Origin of the sequence: Streptomyces neyagawaensis, assembly GCF_023516595.1 — a bacterium.
Lineage (GTDB): Bacteria > Actinomycetota > Actinomycetes > Streptomycetales > Streptomycetaceae > Streptomyces > Streptomyces neyagawaensis.
The window spans coordinates 58,103-80,575 of the sequence record NZ_JAMGBG010000034.1 but is presented as its reverse complement, the minus strand read 5'-3'; the positions used below and the strand labels follow the sequence as shown (position 1 = coordinate 80,575).

Annotated in this window: 16 protein-coding genes; 6 read left to right on the top strand and 10 right to left on the bottom strand. The window is 69.7% G+C overall.

Annotated elements, in window-relative coordinates; all coding sequences use genetic code 11:
* Nucleotides 1-215: 215 nt before the first annotated feature.
* Nucleotides 216-2,042, top strand: coding sequence for a phosphomethylpyrimidine synthase ThiC (thiC, locus tag M8J73_RS17230; protein ID WP_055538017.1), 1,827 nt, complete (start codon nucleotides 216-218; stop codon nucleotides 2,040-2,042).
* Nucleotides 2,043-2,271: 229 nt separating this feature from the next.
* Here the strand turns inward: thiC and M8J73_RS17225 are convergent, their stop codons facing one another.
* The 3 genes from M8J73_RS17225 to M8J73_RS17215 form a co-directional block, all read right to left on the bottom strand.
* Nucleotides 2,272-3,144, bottom strand: coding sequence for a hypothetical protein (locus M8J73_RS17225; RefSeq protein WP_055538018.1), 873 nt, complete (start codon nucleotides 3,142-3,144; stop codon nucleotides 2,272-2,274).
* 183 nt (nucleotides 3,145-3,327) lie between these two features.
* Nucleotides 3,328-4,419 (bottom strand): metallophosphoesterase, encoded by a 1,092-nt coding sequence (locus M8J73_RS17220; protein ID WP_249828785.1) that lies wholly within the window; start codon nucleotides 4,417-4,419, stop codon nucleotides 3,328-3,330.
* A 201-nt stretch (nucleotides 4,420-4,620) separates the two neighbouring features.
* Nucleotides 4,621-5,733, bottom strand: a complete 1,113-nt coding sequence (locus M8J73_RS17215; protein WP_079054745.1) for a LacI family DNA-binding transcriptional regulator — start codon at nucleotides 5,731-5,733, stop codon at nucleotides 4,621-4,623.
* Between the two features lie 397 nt (nucleotides 5,734-6,130).
* On the opposite strand from M8J73_RS17215, the gene hisC reads away from it, so the two are divergent.
* From hisC to M8J73_RS17190, 5 genes are all read left to right on the top strand, one after another.
* Nucleotides 6,131-7,210: a histidinol-phosphate transaminase gene (hisC, locus tag M8J73_RS17210; RefSeq protein ID WP_055538021.1), complete on the top strand. Its 1,080-nt coding sequence runs from the start codon at nucleotides 6,131-6,133 to the stop codon at nucleotides 7,208-7,210.
* Nucleotides 7,211-7,500: 290 nt separating this feature from the next.
* A complete protein-coding gene (locus tag M8J73_RS17205; RefSeq protein WP_055538022.1) occupies nucleotides 7,501-9,009 on the top strand; it encodes a cytochrome ubiquinol oxidase subunit I in 1,509 nt (502 codons plus the stop codon).
* A 20-nt stretch (nucleotides 9,010-9,029) separates the two neighbouring features.
* Complete coding sequence (cydB, locus tag M8J73_RS17200; protein WP_055538023.1) at nucleotides 9,030-10,034, top strand: cytochrome d ubiquinol oxidase subunit II; 1,005 nt, start codon at nucleotides 9,030-9,032, stop codon at nucleotides 10,032-10,034.
* Between the two features lie 109 nt (nucleotides 10,035-10,143).
* Nucleotides 10,144-13,641, top strand: coding sequence for a thiol reductant ABC exporter subunit CydD (gene cydD, locus M8J73_RS17195; protein WP_055538024.1), 3,498 nt, complete (start codon nucleotides 10,144-10,146; stop codon nucleotides 13,639-13,641).
* Nucleotides 13,642-13,872: 231 nt separating this feature from the next.
* Nucleotides 13,873-14,958, top strand: coding sequence for a M23 family metallopeptidase (locus M8J73_RS17190; RefSeq protein ID WP_055538028.1), 1,086 nt, complete (start codon nucleotides 13,873-13,875; stop codon nucleotides 14,956-14,958).
* A gap of 19 nt (nucleotides 14,959-14,977) precedes the next feature.
* Here M8J73_RS17190 and M8J73_RS17185 read toward each other — a convergent pair whose 3' ends face one another.
* From M8J73_RS17185 to M8J73_RS17155, 7 genes are all read right to left on the bottom strand, one after another.
* A complete protein-coding gene (locus tag M8J73_RS17185; RefSeq protein WP_055538029.1) occupies nucleotides 14,978-15,847 on the bottom strand; it encodes a Cof-type HAD-IIB family hydrolase in 870 nt (289 codons plus the stop codon).
* Nucleotides 15,848-15,984: 137 nt separating this feature from the next.
* Nucleotides 15,985-16,887, bottom strand: a complete 903-nt coding sequence (locus tag M8J73_RS17180) for an LLM class flavin-dependent oxidoreductase (protein WP_055538025.1) — start codon at nucleotides 16,885-16,887, stop codon at nucleotides 15,985-15,987.
* 72 nt (nucleotides 16,888-16,959) lie between these two features.
* On the bottom strand, nucleotides 16,960-17,508 hold the full coding sequence (locus M8J73_RS17175) for an RNA 2'-phosphotransferase (protein ID WP_055538026.1): 549 nt from the start codon (nucleotides 17,506-17,508) through the stop codon (nucleotides 16,960-16,962).
* Nucleotides 17,509-17,630: 122 nt separating this feature from the next.
* The gene (locus M8J73_RS17170) at nucleotides 17,631-18,719 is read right to left on the bottom strand and encodes a MerR family transcriptional regulator (RefSeq protein WP_249828779.1); all 1,089 of its coding nucleotides are present in this window, start codon (nucleotides 18,717-18,719) and stop codon (nucleotides 17,631-17,633) included.
* Nucleotides 18,720-18,811: 92 nt separating this feature from the next.
* Nucleotides 18,812-19,744, bottom strand: a complete 933-nt coding sequence (locus M8J73_RS17165; RefSeq protein ID WP_055537326.1) for a metal-dependent hydrolase — start codon at nucleotides 19,742-19,744, stop codon at nucleotides 18,812-18,814.
* Nucleotides 19,741-21,531 (bottom strand): SDR family oxidoreductase, encoded by a 1,791-nt coding sequence (locus M8J73_RS17160; RefSeq protein WP_055537327.1) that lies wholly within the window; start codon nucleotides 21,529-21,531, stop codon nucleotides 19,741-19,743. Before M8J73_RS17160 ends, M8J73_RS17165 begins: the two co-directional genes overlap by 4 nt.
* Nucleotides 21,528-22,373 carry a M24 family metallopeptidase gene (locus M8J73_RS17155; RefSeq protein WP_055537328.1) on the bottom strand — a complete coding sequence of 282 codons (846 nt, stop codon included), beginning with the start codon at nucleotides 22,371-22,373 and terminating at the stop codon, nucleotides 21,528-21,530. The genes M8J73_RS17160 and M8J73_RS17155 overlap by 4 nt, the downstream gene beginning before the upstream one ends.
* Between the last annotated feature and the right edge of the window lie 100 nt (nucleotides 22,374-22,473).

Genomic DNA, 22,473 nt, shown 5'->3' with positions numbered 1-22,473 from the left:
GATCATCGCAAGAACGAGCGAGGCCCACTGTTCACCGCGCCACATCGGACGCTAGCGTGGAGACACCTTTGCACACGCGGGAGCTCGGAGCACCGGGCTGAGAGGGCGCTGACCTCCGTAGACGCGATGTTTCACGTGGAACATCGGCGGACGGAAATCGCTGCGTCGACCGCTGAACCTGTTACCGGGTAATGCCGGCGTAGGGAGTAGGTCTCATGACCATCGAGGACACACGCACGTCTGCCTCCAGTCAGACAGACGGGGCAAATGCCTCACAGCAGGACGCCAATCCCCAGGCTGTACGGCTTGCGGGGACTGACAGGTCCATCGGCTGGCACAAGGCGTACATCGAGGGCTCGCGCCCCGATCTACAGGTGCCGGTCCGTCAGGTGCACCTGACCAACGGCCAGTCCGTCACCCTGTACGACACCTCCGGTCCGTATACCGATCCGACCGTCGAGACCGATGTCAGGAGGGGCCTCAGCCCTCTCCGCGACAACTGGATCATCGCCCGTGGCGACACCGAGGAGTACGCGGGTCGCCCTGTCCGCCCCGAGGACGACGGCATCAAGCACACCTCACCGCGTGGGGGCCTGCGGAATCTCGACGCGGTGTTCCCGGGGCGGCCGCGCCAGCCGCGGCGCAGCCGTGACGGCCGGGCCGTTACGCAGCTCGCGTATGCGCGGCGCGGGGAGATCACTCCTGAGATGGAGTACGTGGCGGTACGCGAGAACGTTTCGCCCGAGGTCGTCCGTGAGGAGATCGCGGCGGGCCGGGCGGTGCTGCCGGCGAATGTGAACCACCCGGAGATCGAGCCGATGATCATCGGCAAGCGGTTCCTGGTGAAGGTCAACGCCAACATCGGCAACTCGGCGGTCACGTCCTCCATCGAGGAGGAGGTGGAGAAGATGACCTGGGCAACCCGTTGGGGCGCCGACACGGTCATGGACCTGTCGACCGGGCGGAACATCCACACCACGCGCGAGTGGGTGCTGCGCAACTCCCCCGTGCCGATCGGCACGGTGCCGCTGTACCAGGCCCTCGAGAAGGTCGACGGCAAGGCCGAGGAACTGACCTGGGAGATCTACAAGGACACGGTCATCGAGCAGGCCGAGCAGGGCGTGGACTACATGACGGTCCACGCGGGTGTGCGCCTGGCGTACGTTCCGCTCACCGCCAACCGCAAGACCGGCATCGTCTCGCGCGGCGGCTCGATCATGGCCGCCTGGTGTCTGGCCCACCACAAGGAGTCGTTCCTCTACGAGCACTTCGAGGAACTGTGCGAGATCCTCGCCGCGTACGACGTCACGTACTCGCTCGGCGACGGTCTGCGGCCCGGCTCGATCGCTGACGCCAACGACGCCGCCCAGTTCGCGGAGTTGCGCACGCTCGGGGAACTCAACCGGACCGCGAAGCGTTTCCACGTACAGACGATGATCGAGGGCCCGGGCCATGTCCCGATGCACAAGATCAAGGAGAACATCGAGCTTCAGCAGGAGATCTGCGATGAAGCTCCGTTCTATACGCTCGGCCCGCTGACCACGGACGTCGCGCCGGCGTACGACCACATCACCTCAGGCATCGGCGCCGCGATGATCGCGTGGTGGGGCACCGCAATGCTCTGCTACGTCACGCCCAAGGAGCACCTGGGTCTGCCGAACCGTGACGACGTCAAGACGGGCGTCATCACCTACAAGATCGCGGCCCACGCGGCGGACCTCGCCAAGGGACACCCGGGCGCACAGGAGTGGGACGACGCGCTGTCGGACGCCCGCTTCGAGTTCCGCTGGGAGGACCAGTTCAACCTGGCCCTCGACCCCGACACGGCCCGCGAGTTCCACGACGAGACGCTCCCGGCGGAGCCGGCCAAGACGGCTCACTTCTGCTCCATGTGCGGCCCGAAGTTTTGTTCGATGAAGATCTCCCAGGACATCCGCCGCGAACACGGCACCTCGCAGGCTGAGATCGAGGAGGGCATGGCACAGAAGTCCAAGGAGTTCGCGCAGGCCGGGAATCGGGTCTATCTGCCGCTCGCGGACTGAGGAGTCCGCAGACGTCAGCCGGTCGGGCGGTGGCGCGGGTGGGGACCCTCCACCGGCACAGGGCCGCCTTGACCGTCGGCTGTACGCGGGCCGCCGGCGCCGGGTGCGTGACCGTGGCGGTCGGCCGACCGCGGCGAACGCGACCGCCGGCACTCGTGCGGGTGACACCGCTGAGCGTCAGGCGGCCGCCGCCCCGGTGGGTTCCGGGCGGCGGCCCGGGCCGGGCGGGTCACTCCGGCTGGTGCTCCGGGCCGCCGAAGTCCGGGCTGCTGAAGTCCGGGCTGGTGAAGCTGGGACGGGAACCGGAGGAGCCGCTGCCGGGGCTGGTGAAGTTGGGCCGGTTGTAGCCCAGGTGCGGCATGCGGCTGGGCGGAGTCGGCCGGTCCGGCTCGCCCAGCACCGCGGGGTCCGGGTGGGCCAGGGCGTCCCGGAGGAACGGCAGGATGCCGCGCTGCAGGAGGGCGTCACGCCATGCCTCCTTGGCGCGGGTCACCTCTTCGTTCAACTCGTCGCGTGCTCCACGGTCCTCCAGGGCGGTGGCGCCGTTGCGCAGGGCGGTGAGCAGCAGGCCGACGGCGGCCACGAGAATCGCCGCCGCCGTGACCGCGCCGAAGACCCAACCGGTCGTGAGGAGCGTCTCGGCGATCGCCCGATCGGGGTCGAGCACCTTCATGATGTAGCCGACGAGCAGGAAGATCACCGCGGCGGTGCCGGCGAGCACGGGGGCGAGCACGGCGGCCACGGCACCCGCGCCCGCTCCGGCGGCCTCGCCGACCTCGCCCATGGCGGCCACGAGGCCCACCGCCGTCCCGTCGGGCTCGGTGGAGCCGGACGCCGTGCTTGAGGAAGTGGTGCGGGCCGGTGGCGGGTTGCGCAGTTCGTCGCGGGCCTTGACGTAGTACTCGTACTCAGTCGCCGCGGCCGCCGTGATGATGGCCGTGGCGTTGAGAGCCATGGTGCGCAGTTGTTCGGGGTTGAGCCGCTGCAGGCCTGCGGCGAATTCCGGACGGTACGGCGCGGAGCGCAGCGCCTCGCCGAGGATCCGCTCGTACTCCTGGCGGTCCTCACTGAGGAGGTGCTGCGGAACGCTGTTCATGTGCATCCCCCGATGCTCCGTAGGGCTTGTGGCTCGGCATGCTGACGAGCCGTCGGGCAGAAACGGAGGGGAGCCTGCTACGGATAAGCCGATGGTAGAGCGGTGACGGCGGGCGGTGACAGGGGGTTTGAAGAAATTGGACCCTGGCCGGCGAACTCTTTCGACGGAGGAGGCCGGCCCGAGAGGGGATCAGCTCTGCAGCGGGAGTTGCTGGACCAGCAGCTTTCCTGCCATCGTCACGCCGCCGTCCATGGCGACCGCCAGACCGTCCGCATAGATGTACGGCCCCTCGACCGAGGGGCCCGCCCCGTCCTCGCCGTCCTCCGAGCCGACCTCGCCCAGGAGATACGGGATGGGGCTGTGGCCATGGACGATGCGTGTGCCGCCGTAGACGTCGAGCAGGGAGCGCACGGCGTCGGCGCCGCCCTCGTCGCGGAACGAGAAGCGCCGGGTGAACTTGCGGAAGAGGTCCCAGACCTCGTCCGCGTCGTTGCGGGTGATCGTCTCGCGGATGGTGTCGTTGACGGCCTCGATGGAGTCGCCGTAGTCGCGGTAGGCGGTGGTGTCCGAGTGCACCAGGAGGTGGCCGTCGACCTCCTCCATGGCGTCGAGGCGGGCCATCCACTGCAAGTGGTGGTCCTGGAGGCGGTCCATGTCGGTCTTCTGGCCGCCGTTGAGGAGCCACGCGGCCTGGAAGGTGGCGGTGCCGGCGCCCGAGTTGACGGGTGTGTCGCCGAAGCGCTTGGCGCCGAGCAGCAGCAGCTCGTGGTTGCCCATGAGGGCCTTGCAGTAGCCGCCGGCCGCCGCGGCCTCGGCGGACAGGCGCATCACGAGATCGATGACACCGATGCCGTCCGGGCCGCGGTCGGTGAAGTCGCCGAGGAACCAGAGTCGGGCGGTGCCCGCCGACCAGTTGCCCGCGGCGTCGACGAGGCCCTTCTCCCGCAGAGCGGCGATCAGCTCGTCCAGGTAGCCGTGCACGTCACCGACGACGAACAGCGGGCCCGGCCTGCCGGAGGGCTGCTCGGCGGCCACGGCCTCCGGGTCGATGGTCACCTGAAGGGTGTCACCCCGGTTGATCACCGGAAGGTCCCGCTGGGTGGGGGTGTACCCCTCGGGGTACTCCATGGTCTCGGCGGGATCGCCCGTCTGGCCGGGCTGTGTGGTGTGTCCGTACGGACCGGCCTCGTGGACGTACGCGGGCACGCGGAAATCACGCACCGTCGGCGTCCGCACCTCGGGTCCCTGACCGGCCCCCTGAGTCATCGACCCCTCCACCACCATCGCGCCGCATCTGCACCGCATCGGACTGCCTGGTCGCAGCGGCCCGCGGTGTCGTCCGCCCATCATAGGAATGCGGATCGCGCCATGTGATGACCCAGGGGTGGTGAAATGGCGCGGGGCCCGAGTTCACCACGGTTTTCTCCCGAATTGGGCGGGGCTCTCCCCGCCCAATTCGCGTTCGGGCCCTCAGCTCGGGCGTCAACCCTCTTCGGGTGATCGTGGCGGACTGACTGTCGTACGCGGCGAACGCCGCTCGGACGAGGTCCGCACGATCAGCTCCGTCGGTATCACCTGCTCGACCGGTTGGTCCGATTCGACCCCTTCGATGGCGTCGATGAGGAGCTGGACCACCGCCGTGCCGATCCGGCGCGGCTTCAGCGAGAGCGTGGTGATCGGCGGCTCCGTGGTGGCGTACACGGCGGACTCGCTGCAGCACACGAGGAGCAGGTCGTCCGGGACGCGCAGGCCGTAGCGCCGGGCCGCGGCGAGGAGATCGGTGCCGTTCGGGTCGAAGAGGCCGTAGACCGCGTCCGGGCGGTCGGGCCTGGCCAGCAGCCGGTCGGCTGCGACGGCTCCCGCGCACGGATCGTGCGCCGGGTAGGCCTCGTACACCGGATCCTGGCCCACACGCTCGCACCAACGCAGGTATGCGGTCGTCGAGAGATGGGTGTACGTGTCCGTCGACGTGCCCGTGAGGAGGCCGATCCGGCGGGCGCCGGCGTCGGCGAGGTGGTCGAGGATGCCGAGGACCGCGGCCTCGTGGTCGTTGTCGACCCACGCGGTGACCGGCAGGGCTCCGGCCGGGCGGCCGTCGGAGACCACCGGTAATCCCTGGCGGACCAGCTCACTGACCACCGGGTCCTGGTCGGACGGGTCGATGACCACCGTGCCGTCCAGGGCCACGTTGGACCACACGTCGTGGCGCGAGGTCGCGGGCAGGATGACGAGGGCGTAGCCCCGGGCGAGCGCGGCCGAGGTGGCCGCTCGCGCCATCTCCGCGAAGTACGCGAACTCGGTGAAGGTGAAAGGTTCATCCCCGTACGTGGTCACGGTCAGGCCGATGAGGCCGGACTTGCCCGTTCTCAGGGTTCGAGCCGCCGCCGAAGGGCGGTAGCCAAGTCGGTCCGCGACCTCGCGTACATGGCGTCGGGTGGCGTCCGGGAGCCGGCCCTTGCCGTTGAGGGCGTCGGAAACGGTCGTGATGGAGACCCCGGCGGCGGCGGCCACGTCTCGGATGCCCGCCCGGCCCGACCGGCTGCCTCGGCGGGGAGTTTCCGCCCGGCTCACCTGGTGCTTCCCTGCTGCTGTCATGGCGAGCCGATAGTAGGGCTCATGCGGTGGGGTAGTGCGGACGCATATGCACCCGTTGACAGGTACGTTTCTGCAAGGTCAACCATATCCAATTGCCTTGCAATGCAAGGGAGTTGAACGATCTAATATCAGTACGCTACTTGTCGGCACGCATGAGCCTGCCAAGTGGCTCATGTTTCGAAGAGGTCTCAACTCACCTGCACGGGTGATGCGCGCTACGGCGCGAGCCACCGGCGCGTGCGTTTGTGAGCAGCGCGCCCCCGCTTTGTTCCCCTTCGTGCGCTGATGCCCGTGATGCAGGTGAAACGACAGTGACGGACCTCGTTGCCCACACCCATTCGCAGGCGCGCCGAATCCTCATAAGGTGAGAAGCATTACGTCGACGAGGAGGACTGCGGTGAGCGAGACGAGCCCCAAGCTGCGAGCCGAGCTGGAGGGTATCCCCACCTACAAGCCCGGCAAGCCGGCCGCGGCGGGCGGTCCGGTGGCGTACAAGCTGTCCTCCAACGAGAACCCCTATCCGCCGCTGCCCGGCGTGCTGGAGAGCGTGACCGGCGCGGCCGCGTCGTTCAACCGGTACCCCGACATGGCGTGCACCGGGCTGATGAACGAGTTGTCGGACCGCTTCGGGGTGCCGCTCACGCACCTGGCCACGGGTACGGGCTCGGTCGGTGTCGCCCAGCAACTGATCCAGTCGACCGCGGGGCCGGGCGACGAGGTGATCTACGCCTGGCGGTCGTTCGAGGCGTACCCGATCATCACGCAGATCAGCGGGGCGACGTCCGTGCAGGTGCCGCTGACGTCGGGCGAGGTGCACGACCTGGACGCGATGGCGGCCGCGATCACCGACCGGACCCGGCTTATTTTCGTCTGCAACCCCAACAACCCGACCGGGACGGCTGTCCGCCGGGCCGAGCTGGAGCGGTTCCTCGACCGGGTGCCCAGCGATGTGCTGGTGGTGCTGGACGAGGCGTACCGCGAGTTCGTGCGGGATGTCGAGGTGCCGGACGGCGTCGAGTTCTACCGTGAGCGGTCGAACGTCTGTGTGCTGCGGACCTTCTCCAAGGCGTACGGGCTCGCGGGCCTCCGTGTGGGTTTCGCGATCGCTCACGAGCCGGTTGCGGCCGCTCTGCGCAAGACGGCCGTGCCGTTCGGGGTGAGCCAGCTCGCCCAGGAGGCGGCGGTCGCCTCGCTGCGTGCCGAGGACGAGCTTCTCGGGCGGGTGGGCTCGCTGGTCTGCGAGCGCAACCGGGTCGTCGAGTCGCTCCGCGGCCAGGGCTGGACGGTGCCCGACACCCAGGCGAACTTCGTGTGGCTGCGGCTGGGGGAGCGGACGGTCGACTTCGCCGCCGCGTGCGAGGGGGCCGGCGTCGTCGTGCGGCCCTTCCCGGGCGAGGGTGTCCGGGTGACGATCGGCGAGGACGAGGCGAACGACATCTTCCTGAAGGTGACGGCGGAGTTCCGCAAGGACCTCTAGCGAGCTCTGGCCGGGGGCGGTTCGTCTGCCTCGGCCAGGCGGCTGTCAAGGATGCGGGCCCGAGGTTCCCCCTCGGGCCCTTTTGTGTCTGATCACATTTCTGACCTAGGGATTTGCGACACGGGACCATCGGCACGGGAAGAGGGACCCCCCGCCCATCGATGCCCGAACGGGTATGCGGCATAATTGCTTGTGAATGTGAACGCTTTCACAAGCGCGTCCCGGTTGCCCCGTGATGTACGGAACAGGCGGGGCTACTGCCGCAGTGCCACGGCATGTAAGGAGAAGACGTGGACCTCGCTCTGGCGCCGGAGACACTGGCGCGATGGCAGTTCGGCATCACGACCGTCTACCACTTCCTCTTCGTCCCGCTCACGATCTCGCTCGCCGCGCTCACGGCCGGCCTGCAGACCGCCTGGGTGCGCTCGGGGAAGGAGAAGTACCTCAAGGCCACCAAGTTCTGGGGCAAGCTCTTCCTGATCAACATCGCGATGGGTGTCGTCACCGGCATCGTGCAGGAGTTCCAGTTCGGTATGAACTGGTCCGACTACTCGCGCTTCGTCGGCGACGTCTTCGGTGCTCCGCTCGCCTTCGAGGCGCTGATCGCCTTCTTCTTCGAGTCCACCTTCATCGGTCTGTGGATCTTCGGCTGGGACAAGCTGCCCCAGAAGATCCATCTGGCCTGTATTTGGATGGTCTCCATCGGCACGATCCTGTCGGCGTACTTCATCCTCGCGGCCAACTCGTGGATGCAGCACCCCGTCGGCTACCGCATCAACGAGGCCAAGGGCCGTGCCGAGCTGACCGACTTCTGGCTGGTGCTGACCCAGAACACGGCGCTCACCCAGGTTTTCCACACCCTCTCGGCGGCCTTCCTCACCGGCGGCGCCTTCATGGTCGGCATCGCCGCGTTCCACCTGACGCGCAAGAAGCACATCCCCGTGATGAAGACCTCGCTGCGGCTCGGCCTGGTCACCGTGGTCGTCGGCGGCATGCTCACCGCGATCAGCGGCGACCTGCTGGGCAAGGTCATGTACGAGCAGCAGCCCATGAAGATGGCTGCCGCCGAGGCCCTCTGGGACGGCGAGGCGCCCGCGCCCTTCTCGGTCTTCGCCGTCGGTGATGTCGACGAGGGCCACAACAAGGTCGCCATCGAGATCCCGGGCCTGCTCTCCTTCCTGGCCAAGGACGACTTCAGCTCGTACGTCCCCGGCATCAACGACGTCAACAAGGCCGAGCAGGAGAAGTACGGGCCCGGCGACTACCGGCCCAACATCCCCGTGGCCTACTGGGGCTTCCGCTGGATGATCGGCTTCGGGATGGCATCGTTCGCCCTCGGCGCCGTCGGGCTCTGGCTGACCCGAAAGAAGTTCCTGCTTCCGCAGCACCTCAGGGTCGGCGACGACGAGGTGCCGCACCTCTCGCTCCTGCCGGGCCGGGCCCTCGGCCCCACCCTCACCAAGTGGTACTGGCGGATCGCCATCCTCACCCTGGGCTTCCCGCTGATCGCCAACTCCTGGGGCTGGATCTTCACCGAGATGGGACGTCAGCCGTGGGTCGTCTACGGCGTGCTGCGGACCCGTGACGCGGTCTCCCCCGGTGTCTCGCAGGGCGAGATCCTCACCTCGATGATCGTCTTCACCGCGCTCTACGCGATCCTTGCCGTCGTCGAGGTCAAGCTGCTCGTGAAGTACGTCAAGGCCGGGCCGCCCGAACTGACGGAGGCCGACCTCAACCCGCCCACGAAGATCGGCGGCGACTCCCGTGACGCCGACAAGCCGATGGCCTTCTCGTACTAGGCCGAGGGAGCTGCTCAGTCATGGAACTTCACGACGTCTGGTTCGTCGCCATCGCGGTCCTGTGGATCGGCTACTTCTTCTTGGAGGGCTTCGACTTCGGGGTCGGTGTCCTCACCCGGCTGCTGGCCCGGAACCGGTCGGAGAAGCGGGTCCTCATCAACACCATCGGGCCCGTCTGGGACGGCAATGAGGTGTGGCTCCTCTCGGCGGGCGGCGCGACCTTCGCCGCCTTCCCCGAGTGGTACGCCACGCTCTTCTCCGGGTTCTATCTGCCCCTGCTGCTCATCCTGGTCTGCCTGATCGTCCGCGGTGTCGCCTTCGAGTACCGGGCCAAGAGGCCCGAGGAGAAGTGGCAGCGCAACTGGGAGACCGCGATCTTCTGGACCTCGCTGCTGCCCGCCTTCCTATGGGGTGTGGCCTTCGCCAACATCGTGCGCGGCGTCAAGATCGACCGGGACTTCGAGTACGTGGGCGGCGTCGCCGACCTGCTGAACCCGTACGCCCTGCTGGGCGGCCTCGTCACGCTGACGCTGTTCACCTTCCACGGGACGGTGTTCGTCGGGCTCAAGACCGTCGGGGACATCAGGGAACGAGCCCGGAAGCTGGCCCTGAGGGTCGGGGCCGTGACGGCGGGACTGGTGCTGCTGTTCCTCCTCTGGACGCAGATCGACAAGGGTGACGGCGCCTCGCTGGTCGCGGTGATCGTCGCGGTCGCCGCGCTTGTGGCAGCGCTGGTCGCCGTTCGGGCGGGCCGTGAGGGCTGGGCGTTCGCTCTGTCCGGTCTCACCATCGTGGCGGCCGTCGCGATGCTCTTCCTGACGCTCTTCCCGAACGTCATGCCGTCCTCGCTGAATGAGGACTGGAGCCTGACGGTCACCAACGCCTCGTCGAGTCCGTACACCCTGAAGATCATGACCTGGTGTGCGGCCGTCGCCACGCCGATCGTGATGCTCTACCAGGGTTGGACGTACTGGGTGTTCCGCAAGCGGATCGGCACGCAGCACATCGCCGAGCCGGCGCACTGAGTCTGGGCCCCAGGGGTGTGGTTCGCGATGTTTCACGTGAAACACACCCCCTGTGGTCGAAGGGGCATGTTTCACGTGAAACATGCCCGCTGAGAAAAGGGTGTTTCACGTGAAACCGATCGACCCACGACTGCTGCGGTACGCGCGAGCGACCCGCCTCTTCCTCGCGGCCGTCATCGGCCTGGGTGCCGTCGGGGCCGCGCTCGTCATCGCGCAGGCGATGCTCATCGCCGAGGTGGTGGTCGGTGCCTTCCAGCACGGGCTGACCGTCGGTGAACTCGGCACTCCCCTGCTGCTGTTGGTGGCAGTTGCGATGGGACGGGCCGTCGTCTCGTGGCTCACCGAGCTGGCTGCTCATCGTGCGAGTGCGGCCGTGAAGTCGGAGCTTCGAGGCCGACTTCTGGAACGAGCCGTCGCACTCGGGCCCGGCTGGCTCAGCGGCCAGCGCACGGGTTCGCTGGTCGCCCTCGCCACTCGCGGCGTCGACGCGCTGGACGACTACTTCTCGCGCTACCTGCCGCAGTTGGGCCTCGCGGTGGTCGTGCCCGTGGCGGTGCTCGCGCGGATCGTCACCGAGGACTGGGTGTCGGCTGCGATCATCGTCGGCACTCTGCCCCTGATCCCGATCTTCATGGTGCTCATCGGCTGGGCCACCCGCTCCCAGATGGATCGCCAGTGGCGCCTGCTGTCACGGCTCTCGGGGCACTTCCTCGACGTCGTGGCCGGGTTGCCGACGCTCAAGGTGTTCGGCCGGGCCAAGGCGCAGGCCGAGTCGATCAAAAGGATCACCGGCGAGTACCGGCAGGCGACCATGCGTACGCTGCGGATCGCGTTCCTGTCGTCCTTCGCTCTGGAACTGCTGGCGACGATCTCGGTGGCGCTGGTCGCGGTCACCATCGGCATGCGGCTCGTGCACGGCGAGATGGATCTGTACATCGGACTCGTCATCCTCGTCCTGGCGCCCGAGGCCTACCTGCCCCTCCGACAGGTGGGTGCCCAGTTCCACGCGGCCGCCGAGGGGCTCGCGGCGGCCGAGGAGATCTTCGAGGTCCTGGAGACACCGGTCCCGGCGTCCGGCACGGGGACGGTCCCGCCCTCCGGTGACATCTGCTTCGAGGGGGTGACGGTCCGGTACCCCGGGCGCTCGTACGACGCCGTCTCCGATGTGTCCTTGACCGTCGCGCCCGGTGAGACAGTGGCGATCGTCGGGCCGAGCGGGGTGGGCAAGTCCACGCTCCTGAACGTCCTGCTGGGGTTCACCAGGACCACTGCGGGCACCGTGTCGGTCGGCGGAGCCGATCTCGCCATGCTCGACATGGAGCAGTGGCGCTCGCGGGTCGCCTGGGTGCCGCAGCGCCCCCACCTGTACGCCGGGTCCATCGCCGAGAACGTACGGCTGGCCCGGCCGGACGCGGACGACGCGGCGGTGCGGCGGGCGCTGGCCGACGCCGGAGCGCTGGAGTTCGTGGACGCGCTGGCCGCCGGGGTCGACACGGTACTTGGCGAGGACGGCGCCGGTCTCTCCTCCGGCCAGCGGCAACGGCTCGCGCTCGCCCGGGCCTTCCTCGCGGACCGGCCCGTTCTGCTCCTCGACGAGCCGACGGCCTCGCTGGACGGGGAGACCGAGGCGGAGGTCGTGGAAGCGGTACGGCGGCTGGCCGTTGGCCGGACCGTCCTCCTCGTGGTGCACCGACCGGCGCTGCTCGACGTCGCGGACCGGGTGGTCCGCCTGGAGGAGGCCGCGGTGTCCGCCGTGGCACCCTCCGCCGACCGTGCAGAAGCGACTGCGCCCCGCCGCCCCGACCAGCCGGAAGCGGCGGCGGCCGCCGTGCCTTCTGTGTCCCTCCCGCTCGAACGGCAGGGCGGCGTGCTGACCCGCGTCCGTCATATGGCCGGCCCCCGCCGGGGCCGCCTCGCTCTCGCCCTGCTGCTCGGCAGCCTCGCCCTCGGCAGCGCCGTCGGACTGATGGCGACGTCCGGGTGGCTGATCTCGCGGGCCTCGCAGCAGCCTCCGGTGCTGTATCTGATGGTCGCGGTGACCGCCACGCGGGCGTTCGGGATCGGGCGGGCCGTGTTCCGGTACGCGGAGCGGCTGGTGTCCCACGACGCCGTGCTGCGGATGCTCGCCGACGCCAGGGTGGCCGTCTACCGGCGACTGGAGCGCCTGGCTCCCGCCGGGCTGCGCAGGGTGCGGCGGGGCGACCTGCTTTCACGGCTCGTCGCCGATGTGGATGCTCTGCAGGACTACTGGGTGCGCTGGTTGTTGCCGGCCGGTGCGGCCGTGGCCGTGTCCGCCGCCTCCGTCGGGTTCACCGCCTGGCTGCTGCCCGAGGCCGGTGCGGCCCTCGCCGCCGGGCTGCTGGCGGCCGGGGCCGGGGTGCCCCTGATCACCGGAGCCGTGGCCCGGCGGGCCGAGCAGCGGTTGGCGCCCGCCCGTGGCGTGCTGGCCACCCGCGTGGCCGACCTGCTGAGCGGCACCGCCGAGCTGACGGTCGCCGGCGCCCTGCCCGCTCGCACCGCCGAGGCGAAGCGGGCCGACCGGGTCCTCACCCGGATCGCCTCACGCGCCGCCACCGCCACCGCGATCGGCGACGGTCTGACGGCGCTCGTGTCGGGGCTCACCGTCACCGGCACCGCACTGCTGGGAGCCCGGGCGGTCGGCGACGGACGGCTGAGTGGTGTGGCCATGGCCGTCGTCGTGCTCACCCCGCTCGCCGCGTTCGAGGCGGTGCTCGGCATGCCGCTCGCGGCCCAGTTCCGCCAGCGGGTGCGCAGAAGCGCGGAGCGGGTCTACGAGGTGCTGGATGCCCCTGACCCCGTCCGCGAGCCGGAACAGCCCGCGAAGCCGCCGGTGTCGCCCTTCCCACTGCGACTCGAAGGGCTCGGTGCCCGGTACGCGGGCCAGGAACGGGATGCGCTCGCAGGGCTGGACCTCACCCTCGAACAGGGCCGGAGGGTCGCCGTTGTCGGTGTCTCGGGTGCGGGCAAGACGACGCTCGCCCAGGTGATGCTGCGGTTCCTGGATGTGCGCGAGGGGACGTACACGCTGGGCGGCGCGGACGCCTCCACGCTCGACGGGGACGACGTACGGCGCCTCGTGGGGCTGTGCGCGCAGGACGCGCACCTCTTCGACAGCTCCGTGCGCGAGAACCTGCTGCTGGCCCGCAAGGACGCCGACGAGGAGGACCTGAGGGACGCGCTCGCGCGGGCACGGCTGCTCGCCTGGGTCGACGGACTGCCCGACGGACTCGACACGTTGATCGGTGAGCACGGGGCGCGGTTGTCCGGCGGCCAGCGTCAGCGGCTCGCCCTCGCCCGGGCGTTGCTGGCCGACTTCCCCGTCCTCGTCCTGGACGAACCGGCGGAACACCTCGACCTGGCGACGGCCGACGCGCTCACCGCCGATCTGCTGGCCGCGACCGAGGGCCGGACGACCCTGCTGATCACCCATCGGCTGGCCGGGCTGGACGCCGTGGACGAGGTCGTCGTACTGGCGGAGGGGCGCGTCGCGCAGCGCGGGACCTACGCCGAACTGACCTCGGTGGACGGCCCCTTGCGTGCGATGGTCGAGCGAGAGGCGGCGGGGGAGTTGCTGGTCAGGGCTTGAGCCTCTGACCAGGGGCGGAGCGCCCCCGTTCGCGTGCGGTCTCGGGCGCTGTCGAGGCTGGCGCCGCGTCAGGTGCCGTACGTGCGTGGGGCTTGCGCAAGGATCCTCGCCGAACGCGATGGTGTCGGGCCCCTGTTCGGAGCAGTCGACCTGGTCCATCCAGGGCAGGATGTCCCCCGGCTGGACGCCCCGGACATGACCACGGTCTCCGGCGCGGGCCACGATCGCGGCATGCGTTCACTTCGCCGCCATCGGGTTCTCGTCGCCGTGCTGCTGTGTGCCGCCGCGGTTCTCGCGGCTCGGCCGACAGCCGCCGAGAGTGGCGGTGTCGGCGGCGGTGACGGCGGAGTGAGCCCGGCTTTTGTTCCCGCTGACGCCGGGGTCAGTGCCCAGGTGGCGCGGCTGTTCGAGGAGGCGGCCGTGGCGACGCAGCAGTACGAGGCCGGGCGGAGGGCCGCGGATCGGCAAGGGGTGCAGGCTCAGCGGATGGAGAAGCTGCTCGGGCGGGAACGGCGGCAGCTCGCCGCGTTCCACGCCGACCTCGGCCGGATCGCCCGGGCCCAGTACCGCGAGGGCGGCGGGATGCCTTACACCGCGCAGATGCTCCTCGCGGACGATCCCGACGAGCTCATGCGGGGGCAGCGAGCCGGACGGCAGGCCGATCTGGCGCTCGACAAGGCGGTCACGAGGAGCCGGCGCGCGGAGGCGCGGTTCGCCGCGGGCAAGGCGAGGGCCGCGACGGCGTGGGGGCGGCTGGAGAAGCGGAACTCCGAACTCGGCGAGATCAAGCAGGACATCCAGCGGAAACTCGAACAGGCCCAGTGGACGCTCCAGGGGCAGGCCGACGCGTCCGTCGCGGCCGGCTCCTGCCGGGGCGCCGTCCGCCTGGAACAGCCGAACCAGGGCCGTACACGACCGTGGGTCGCGCCGGTGGAGTCGTACGAGCTCTCCGCCGGCTTCGGCAGTGGTGGTGAGCGCTGGTCCAGCCGGCACACCGGGCAGGACTTCGCGGTACCCATCGGCACACCGGTGCGGGCGGTGGGGGTCGGGCGGGTGGTGAAAGTGTCGTGCGGCGGTGCCTTCGGCATCGAGGTCGTGCTCCAGCACCCGGACGGCTACTACACCCAGTACGCACACCTCGCCGCCGTCACCGTCGACCAGGGCGAACGGGTGGCGCCCGGTCAGTGGATCGGTCAGTCGGGCACCACCGGGAACTCCACCGGTCCGCATCTGCACTTCGAGGTACGGGTCACGCCGGAGCTGGGGTCGGGCGTGGACCCCGTGCCGTGGCTGCTGAAGCACGGGGTGCGGCTGTAGCCACGGCGCTCCGCCTCGGTTACGGCCGCTCTGCCAGCAGGCGTTCGATGACGACCGCGACGCCGTCCTCGTTGTTGGCGACGGTTCGGCCGGAGGCGGCCGCGAGGACGTCCGGGTGCGCGTTGCCCATGGCGTACGACTGGCCGGCCCAGGTGAGCATCTCCACGTCGTTCGGCATGTCGCCGAAGGCGACGACCTCCTCGTGCGAAATACCGCGCTCGGCGCAGCACAGGGCGAGGGTGCTGGCCTTGGAGACACCCGGGCCGCTGATCTCCAGCAGGGCGCTGGGGCTGGACCGGGTGATGGTGGCGCGGTCGCCGACGGCCAGGCGGGCGGTGGCGAGGAAGTCGTCGGGGTCGATCGAGGGGTGGTACGCGAGGATCTTCAGCACCGGCTCGTGATCGGCGACACCGCCCGGGGCCAGCAGCTTCTCGGCCGACGCGAGGATGTCGGGGATCTCCATGTGAAGCTTCGGGTACTCGGGCTCCTGGTTGAAGCCGTACGTCTGCTCGACGGCGTAGACCGTGCCCGGCGCTGCGTCCCGCACCAGCCTGACGGCATCGAGCGCGTTCTCCCGCGCCAGTTCGCGGACCTTGACGAAACGGTGGGTGCCGGGGCCGCCGTGCAGGTCGACGACGGCTGCTCCGTTGCCACAGATCGCGAGGCCGTGGCCGTGGACGTGTTCGCTGACGACGTCCATCCAGCGGGCCGGGCGCCCGGTGACGAAGAAGACCTCGATGCCGGCCTGCTCGGCGGCCGCCAGGGCGGCGACCGTACGCGGGGAGACGGACTTGTCGTCTCGGAGCAGGGTGCCGTCGAGGTCCGTGGCTATCAGCCGCGGCGGGACGGTCGGGGCCGGGGTCTCGGGCTGTCTCGTCGCTGAGGTCACGGACCCCATTGTCGCGCATATGCGTGCACGGCCGTGCGGGCGCCCGCACAGGTGAGTGATGCCTGTCCTGTGCACATGTCTCGACCTGCGCCGATAGCCGCCGTGGCCTTCCTGGCCGCGGCGGCTGACCGGCGGGTTCAGGACAGCTGGGCGGGGGCCTCCATGGCGATGCGTTCGAAGACCTTCTCGTCCGCCGCGAAGTCGGAGTCCGGGATCGGCCAGTGGATCACGATGTCGGTGAAGCCCAGCTCGGCGTGGCGGCCGGCGAAGTCCACGAACGCGTCGAGCGACTCCAGCGGACGGCCGCGGTCCGGGGTGAAGCCGGTGAGCAGCACCTTGTCGATCCCGGCGGCGTCCCGACCGATCTGGGCGGCCGCGTCGGCCAGCTTCTCGATCTGCCCGCGCATGGCCTGCACGGACTGTTCCGGGGTGCCCGTCTCGAACAGCTTGGGGTCCCCCGTGGTCACCCACGCCTGTCCGTGGCGCGCCGCCAGCTTCATGCCGCGAGGGCCGGTGGCGGCCACCGCGAAGGGCAGCCTGGGGCGCTGGACGCAGCCGGGGATGTTGCGCGCCTCGTGGGCCGAGTAGTAGTCGCCCTCGAAGGAGACGGAGTCCTCCCTGAGCAGCCGGTCGAGCAGGGGGACGAACTCGGCGAACCGGTCGGCGCGCTCGCGCGGTGTCCACGGCTCCTGGCCGAGCACGGTGGCGTCGAAACCGGTGCCGCCCGCGCCGACGCCGAGGGTGATCCGGCCGCCGGAGATGTCGTCGAGGGAGATCAGTTCCTTGGCGAGGGTCACCGGGTGGCGGAAGTTCGGCGAGGTCACCAGGGTGCCGAGCCGCAGCTGGTCCGTGACCGCGGCCGCGGCGGTCAGGGTCGGTACGGCGCCGTACCACGGCCCGTCCCGGAAGGTCCGCCACGACAGGTGGTCGTATGTGTACGCGGTGTGGAACCCGAGCTGGTCGGCCCGCTGCCAGGTGGTGCGGCCGCCGTCGTGCCAGCGGAGGTACGGCAGGATCACGGTGCTCAGACGCAGACTCATGCTTCGAGCGTAAGCGCAGACGCGCGATGGTCCGACCAGGGACGGGAGGGGTGGGTCCGCTCCGGGGCGTGGTCAGTGGGTCTGCGGGAAGCGCAAGTACTGGGGCGGAACCGCCTCGGTCAGCCACACGCCGTTGGCACTGACCCGGAACACATGGCCGTCGCGGTGCATCGCTCCGGTGTCGACGGAGAGAACGACCGGGCGGCCGCGTCGGGCGCCGACCCGGGTGGCGGTCTCTCGGTCGGGTGACAGGTGCACGTCGTGCCGGTTCATGGGCCGCAGGCCCTCCGCGCGGATCGCGGTCATATAGGCCGCGATCGTCCCGTGGTAGAGGTACGGCGGCGGGGTCGCCGGGGGCAGGCCGAGGTCCACCTCGACGGTGTGGCCCTGATTGGCGCGGATGCGGTCGCCCTGCACGGCGAAGCGCCGCTTGTCGTTGGCTTCGACCACGTGGTCGAGTTCCGCCCTGGTGAAGCGGAAGCCGTGTGCGGCGGCCGCCTCGATGAGCGTGTCGATCTCGACCCAGCCGGCGTCGTCCAGAGTGAGCCCGATCCGCTCGGGCTGGTGTCGCAGATGCTTGGAGAGGTACTTCGACACCTTCACGGTGCGTCTTTCGTCCATGCCGCCAGCGTGCCCGCGAGACACGCGTCACGCACGCGATTTTGGCCGCGATGTTTGATCCACAGCCAAGTGGAGTTATCCACAGGGGAATTGGAGATTCTGTGGACAACACCACCCCCTCTTCAGGGTGATTGGTCAAGTTTGCTCGTATTCTGAGCACTTGCTGTCAGGCAGTCCAAGGTGCGTGTCTGCACCTCTCGTTCCGCGGCCGCTGTGATGAACGCCTGGAGGTGCTCGGGGCCGACGAGCCTCTCCACCGCCTGAATTGTGGAGGCCGGGATCTGAACCGGGAACGACTCACTCGTCCGCTGCACGGAGGCGTCGGCACCGAGATGCTGTCTGAGGTGTCGGGTCGCCAATGAGCGCATCGCGCGGGCGAGTTCCGCGTCCACCGACTGCTGGGCGAGAGGCCGCAGCCGACGGATCAGGGCTGCGGCTTCGGCAGTGTCCGCCTCGCTCGGAGCCTGGTGCCCGCTGAGGTAGCGAGCGAACACGTGCTCGGTGGTGAAGTCCAGGAAACGAGCGGCGATGTGCTCGATCTGTCCCCTCAACTCCCTTAGATGGCCCGTGATCGCCGACAACGGAACTCCGGCAGCGTGCAACTCGGCCGCGACAGACAGCTCTTGAGGGCTCGGCACGAGAAAGAGGTCCTCCTCGCCGGGGACCGGCTCCAGTACGCCCAGCTCGACCGCGTCCGTCACGGCGGCCTCGTCCGGGACCCCGCCGAACCGTTCGACCAACTCGGACCGGGTGATCCGGTCGGCCTGCTCGTCGGTCCACGGTCCGTCCACCTCGGCGACCAGACCGAGCACCCCTCCGAGGCCGCGGCCCGTGTCCCATGCCTCGAGGAGTTCCTTGATGGAGGCCAAGGTGTACCCGCGGTCGAGAAGGTCCGCGATCTGGTGCAGCCGCTGGAGATGGGCCTGCGAGTAGACGTTCGCCCGGCCGCGCCGCTCGGGGCGGGGGAGCAACCCTTTGTCCTGGTAGGCGCGGATGGTGCGGACGGTGGTGCCGCTGAGGTGCGCCAGATCCTCGATGCGGTAGGTGGAAGCCGGGCTGGGGGCGGAGATGGGCGCGGGCAGGCGCGTTCCGACAGGCGGGAGCGCGGTGGTGGGGGCGCTCCCCGTGGTGGCCCGGGGGGTGGCGTTGGCGGAGGTGGTGCGGGCGGCAGCCGTGGGCGCGCCGGTCGTCTCGGCCGGTTCGTCGTTCATGGTCCTCATACCTTCCCCGCCTGCTTCTCCTTGCGTCCACGCCCGGGCTCCGCCTGCTTCTCCTTGCGTCCACGCCCGGGCGATCACGCCGTCTACGTCCCCGCTCGTACGATCGCCGCTGCTGCCGTACGTGCTGCGGGCGACTGCGCCAGATACGCCACAGCCCTGCGCAACGAACCCTCCTGCGAGGGGTGGTAGGAACGTCGCAGATAGCGGGGGACGGCCGTGCCGAGCTCCTTCCAAGTGGGCAGCAGCCCCTTGCGCACAGCCCTGTTGTGCGCGGCGAGGGAGTAGCGCAGGCGTCCGGCGAGCTCCGGGTCGTGCCGTATCAGATAGGCGGTACCCCACACCCACATGTAGAGCATCACCGGCGCCGTGACCGCCATGCCCGCGATCCGGCGGGCGTAGCGGGACCGGCCCCGGCCTCCGCAGTGCTGATACATGTCGAAGGCGACCGCACGGTGTTCGACCTCCTCCGCGCCGTGCCAGCGCAGCAGGTCGAGCATGACCTCGTCGGCTCCGGCCCGGTCGAGCCCCTCCGCGGCCAGGACCCAGTCACCCAGCACCGCCGTGAACTGCTCGATCGCCGCGATCAACGACAGGCGGAAACGCAACCACTCCCGGGGCGGGATCGGGGCCCCCAGAGGAGGTCTCTCACCGAGCAGCTTTTCGAAGAGGAAGTCGACGTACTTGGTGAAATCCGCGGTGTCGAGCCGCTGCGCCGCGAGATGGTTCAGCACATACGCGTGCTGCACGCTGTGTGTGGCCTCCTGCCCCATGAACCCCTTGACGTCCTTCAGGAGTTCTGGGTCCGTGACCAGCGGCAGGCCCTCCTTGAAGACCTTCACGAACCACCGCTCCCCCGCCGGCAGCAGCAGATGCAGCACGTTGATGACGTGGGTGGCGGTCGGCTCGTCGGGGATCCAGTGCAGCGGGGTCTTCTCCCAGTCGAAGGAGACCCTTCGTGGTGCGATCGCGTGCCGCTCCGCCCCGTCCTCGGGGTGATCTTCGCGCGCCGGGCTCACAGTCGGGGCCCCAGTCGGGCGAAGGCGCGCAGTGCCCTGGGAGTGAAGCGCGCCATGAGACGGCCGCCGCGGGCCTCCGGGGTGACGGGCACCACGGCCTGGTCGCGCACCGCCGCCCGCAGAACAGCGTCCGCGACCTTCTCCGGAGGGTAGTTCCGCAGGCCGTACAGCCGGGCGGCGTTCCGCTGTCGGCGCTTCTCCTCCGCGGCGTCGACACCGGCGAAGCGGGCGGTCGAGGTGATGTTGGTGTTGACGATGCCGGGGCAGATCGCCGAGACCCCGATGCCCTTGCCGGCCAGCTCCGCTCGGAGGCATTCGCTGAGCATGAGCACGGCCGCCTTGGAGGTGCTGTAGGCGGGCAATGTCCGTGAGGGCAGATAGGCCGCGGCCGAGGCGGTGTTGACGATGTGGCCGCCCTGCCCGCGCTCTGCCATCTGCCTGCCGAAGAGGCGGCAGCCATGGATCACGCCCCACAGGTTGACGTCGAGAACCTTCCGCCAGTCCTCGGGGGTGGTGTCGAGGAAGGAGCCCGAGAGGCCGATCCCGGCGTTGTTCACCAGTACGTCCACCACCCCGTACTCGGCGGCGACCTTCTCGGAGAGTTTCTCCATGGCCTGCTCGTCGGAGACGTCGACCGTCTCGGCCCAGGCCTCGGGGGCGCCTATCAGCCGGGACAGTTCCGCTGTGCGGGCCGCGCCCTCCGCGTCCCGGTCGACGGCGATGACGCGCGCACCGGCTTCGGCGAACGCGAAGGCGGTGGCCCGGCCGATCCCGCCCGCGGCTCCGGTGACCAGCACCAACTGCCCGCCGAACCGGTCGGCGTACTTGCCGGTGGATGCGGCGGGCGCTGGGCGTCCTCCGTCGGTGGCCGTGACGAATTCGGTGATCCAGGCAGCCAGCTGGTGAGGGCGTGTGCGCGGGATCCAGTGCTTGGCGGGGAGAGTGCGTCGGATCAGCCGCGGAGCCCACTGGTCCAGTTCGTCGTAGAGCCGCTCGGACAGGAACGCGTCTCCCAGGGGAGTGATGAGCTGCACGGGCGCGTGCGCGTACGCGTCGTCCCGCGGCTCGGCAAGGCGGGGCCGTACGTTGTCCCGGTACAGCCACACGCCGTGTGCGGCGTCCTCGGGCAACGACGGGGACGGATAGCCGCCGCTCGGCGACAGCTTCTCGGCCCGCTGGACCATGCCGGGCCACCGCTTGCCGAGCGGACCGCGCCAGGCGAACTCGGGCAGTCCGGGTGTGTGGAGCGCATAGATGTACCAGGACCTGACGCCCTGGTTGAGAAGCTGGCCGAGCCGGCGCGGGGTGGGGGACTTCGCGCGCCGCTTGATCCAGTGGCCGAGATGGTCGAGGGAGGGTCCGGACATTGAGGTGAAGGACGCGATGCGGCCCTCGGTGCGCTCGACCGTCACGAACTCCCAGCCCTGCACCGAGCCCCAGTCGTGTCCCACGAGATGAACGGGCCGGTCGGGGCTGACGGCATCCACGACCGCGAGGAAGTCGTCCGTCAGCTTCTCCAGGGTGAACCCGCCGCGCAACGGCCGCGGCGCCGTCGACCCGCCGTGGCCGCGCACGTCGTACAACACCACGTGGAACCGCTCGGCGAGGTGCGCGGCCACCTCGGACCAGACCTCCTTGGAGTCGGGATAGCCGTGCACGAGCAGCACCGTCGGCTGCTGTGGGTCGCCTAGCTCAGCCACGCACAGCTCGACCCCGTCCGCGCACACCCGGCGCTCCCGCGCACGCGCCGGCCCCACCGAAGCCTTCACCTCTTCCCCCTCGCTCATCGGCACTTCTCCTCCGCCCACCGCCGTACGTGCGGCAAGTCGTCGTCCAGCCAGAACGCGCTCTCCTGCGGGTCCCGGGAGTCGGTGACGACCAGGATCTCCTCGAACTTGGCGCCGGTGCTGCGGAAGCCGAGGTGCGGCTCGACCGCCCACAGCCCCGGCTGCGGCGGATGGTCCGAGAACCGGTACGGGGACCACAAGGGCGACCAGCCGTCACGGTGCCCGTGCAACGCGTCCGCCGCCAGACCCTTCAGCGCCTGGGTGCCGAACCCGAAAACATGGGGTGACCAGCGACGTTCCTTGACCCGGTCGACCTTGTGCGCGATGACACCGAAGGGATACGCGCGATGGCGGTTGGCATACCCCTGGCGGACCATGAGCCGGTCCACGTCCTCGTAGATCTCCCGCAGTGAACGCCGCTCGCGCACCTCACGCAGGATCAGCTCCCGATGCGCTTCGAGGTCCGCCATCAGCTTGTCGTGCAGAGGACTGGGGCCGAGGCAGCCCGAGTAGCCGATGTCCGCGGTGTAGCCCTTGTGGACGGGGGCCATGTCGAGGATGAACGGCATGCCCGGCTCGAGACGGCGGTCGGTGGGGAAGAACTGCAGCGGTATGCGGAAGTTCACGAACGCCGTGCGGTCACCGAACCAGGCGAAGGGCAGATGGAACCAGTCCCGCACCCCACGCTCCCGCAGCCAGCGGCGCTGCATCCGCGCCGCCTCGCGCTCGGTCACACCCGGCTTCAGCTGGGCCGCGACCGCTTCCGCACACGCGTACGCGAGGGTCTGCACCTCACGGAACCCCCGCAGGTCCGCCGCGCGTTCCCGTGTCACCGAGCTCATGCCACCGCCCCACCTGTCTTCGTCGACTACGGTCCGTGTTCGCAATGTGACATCAACGAATGTGACAGTGATCCGCGGCTGCGTCAATAGGGGTGGCCGA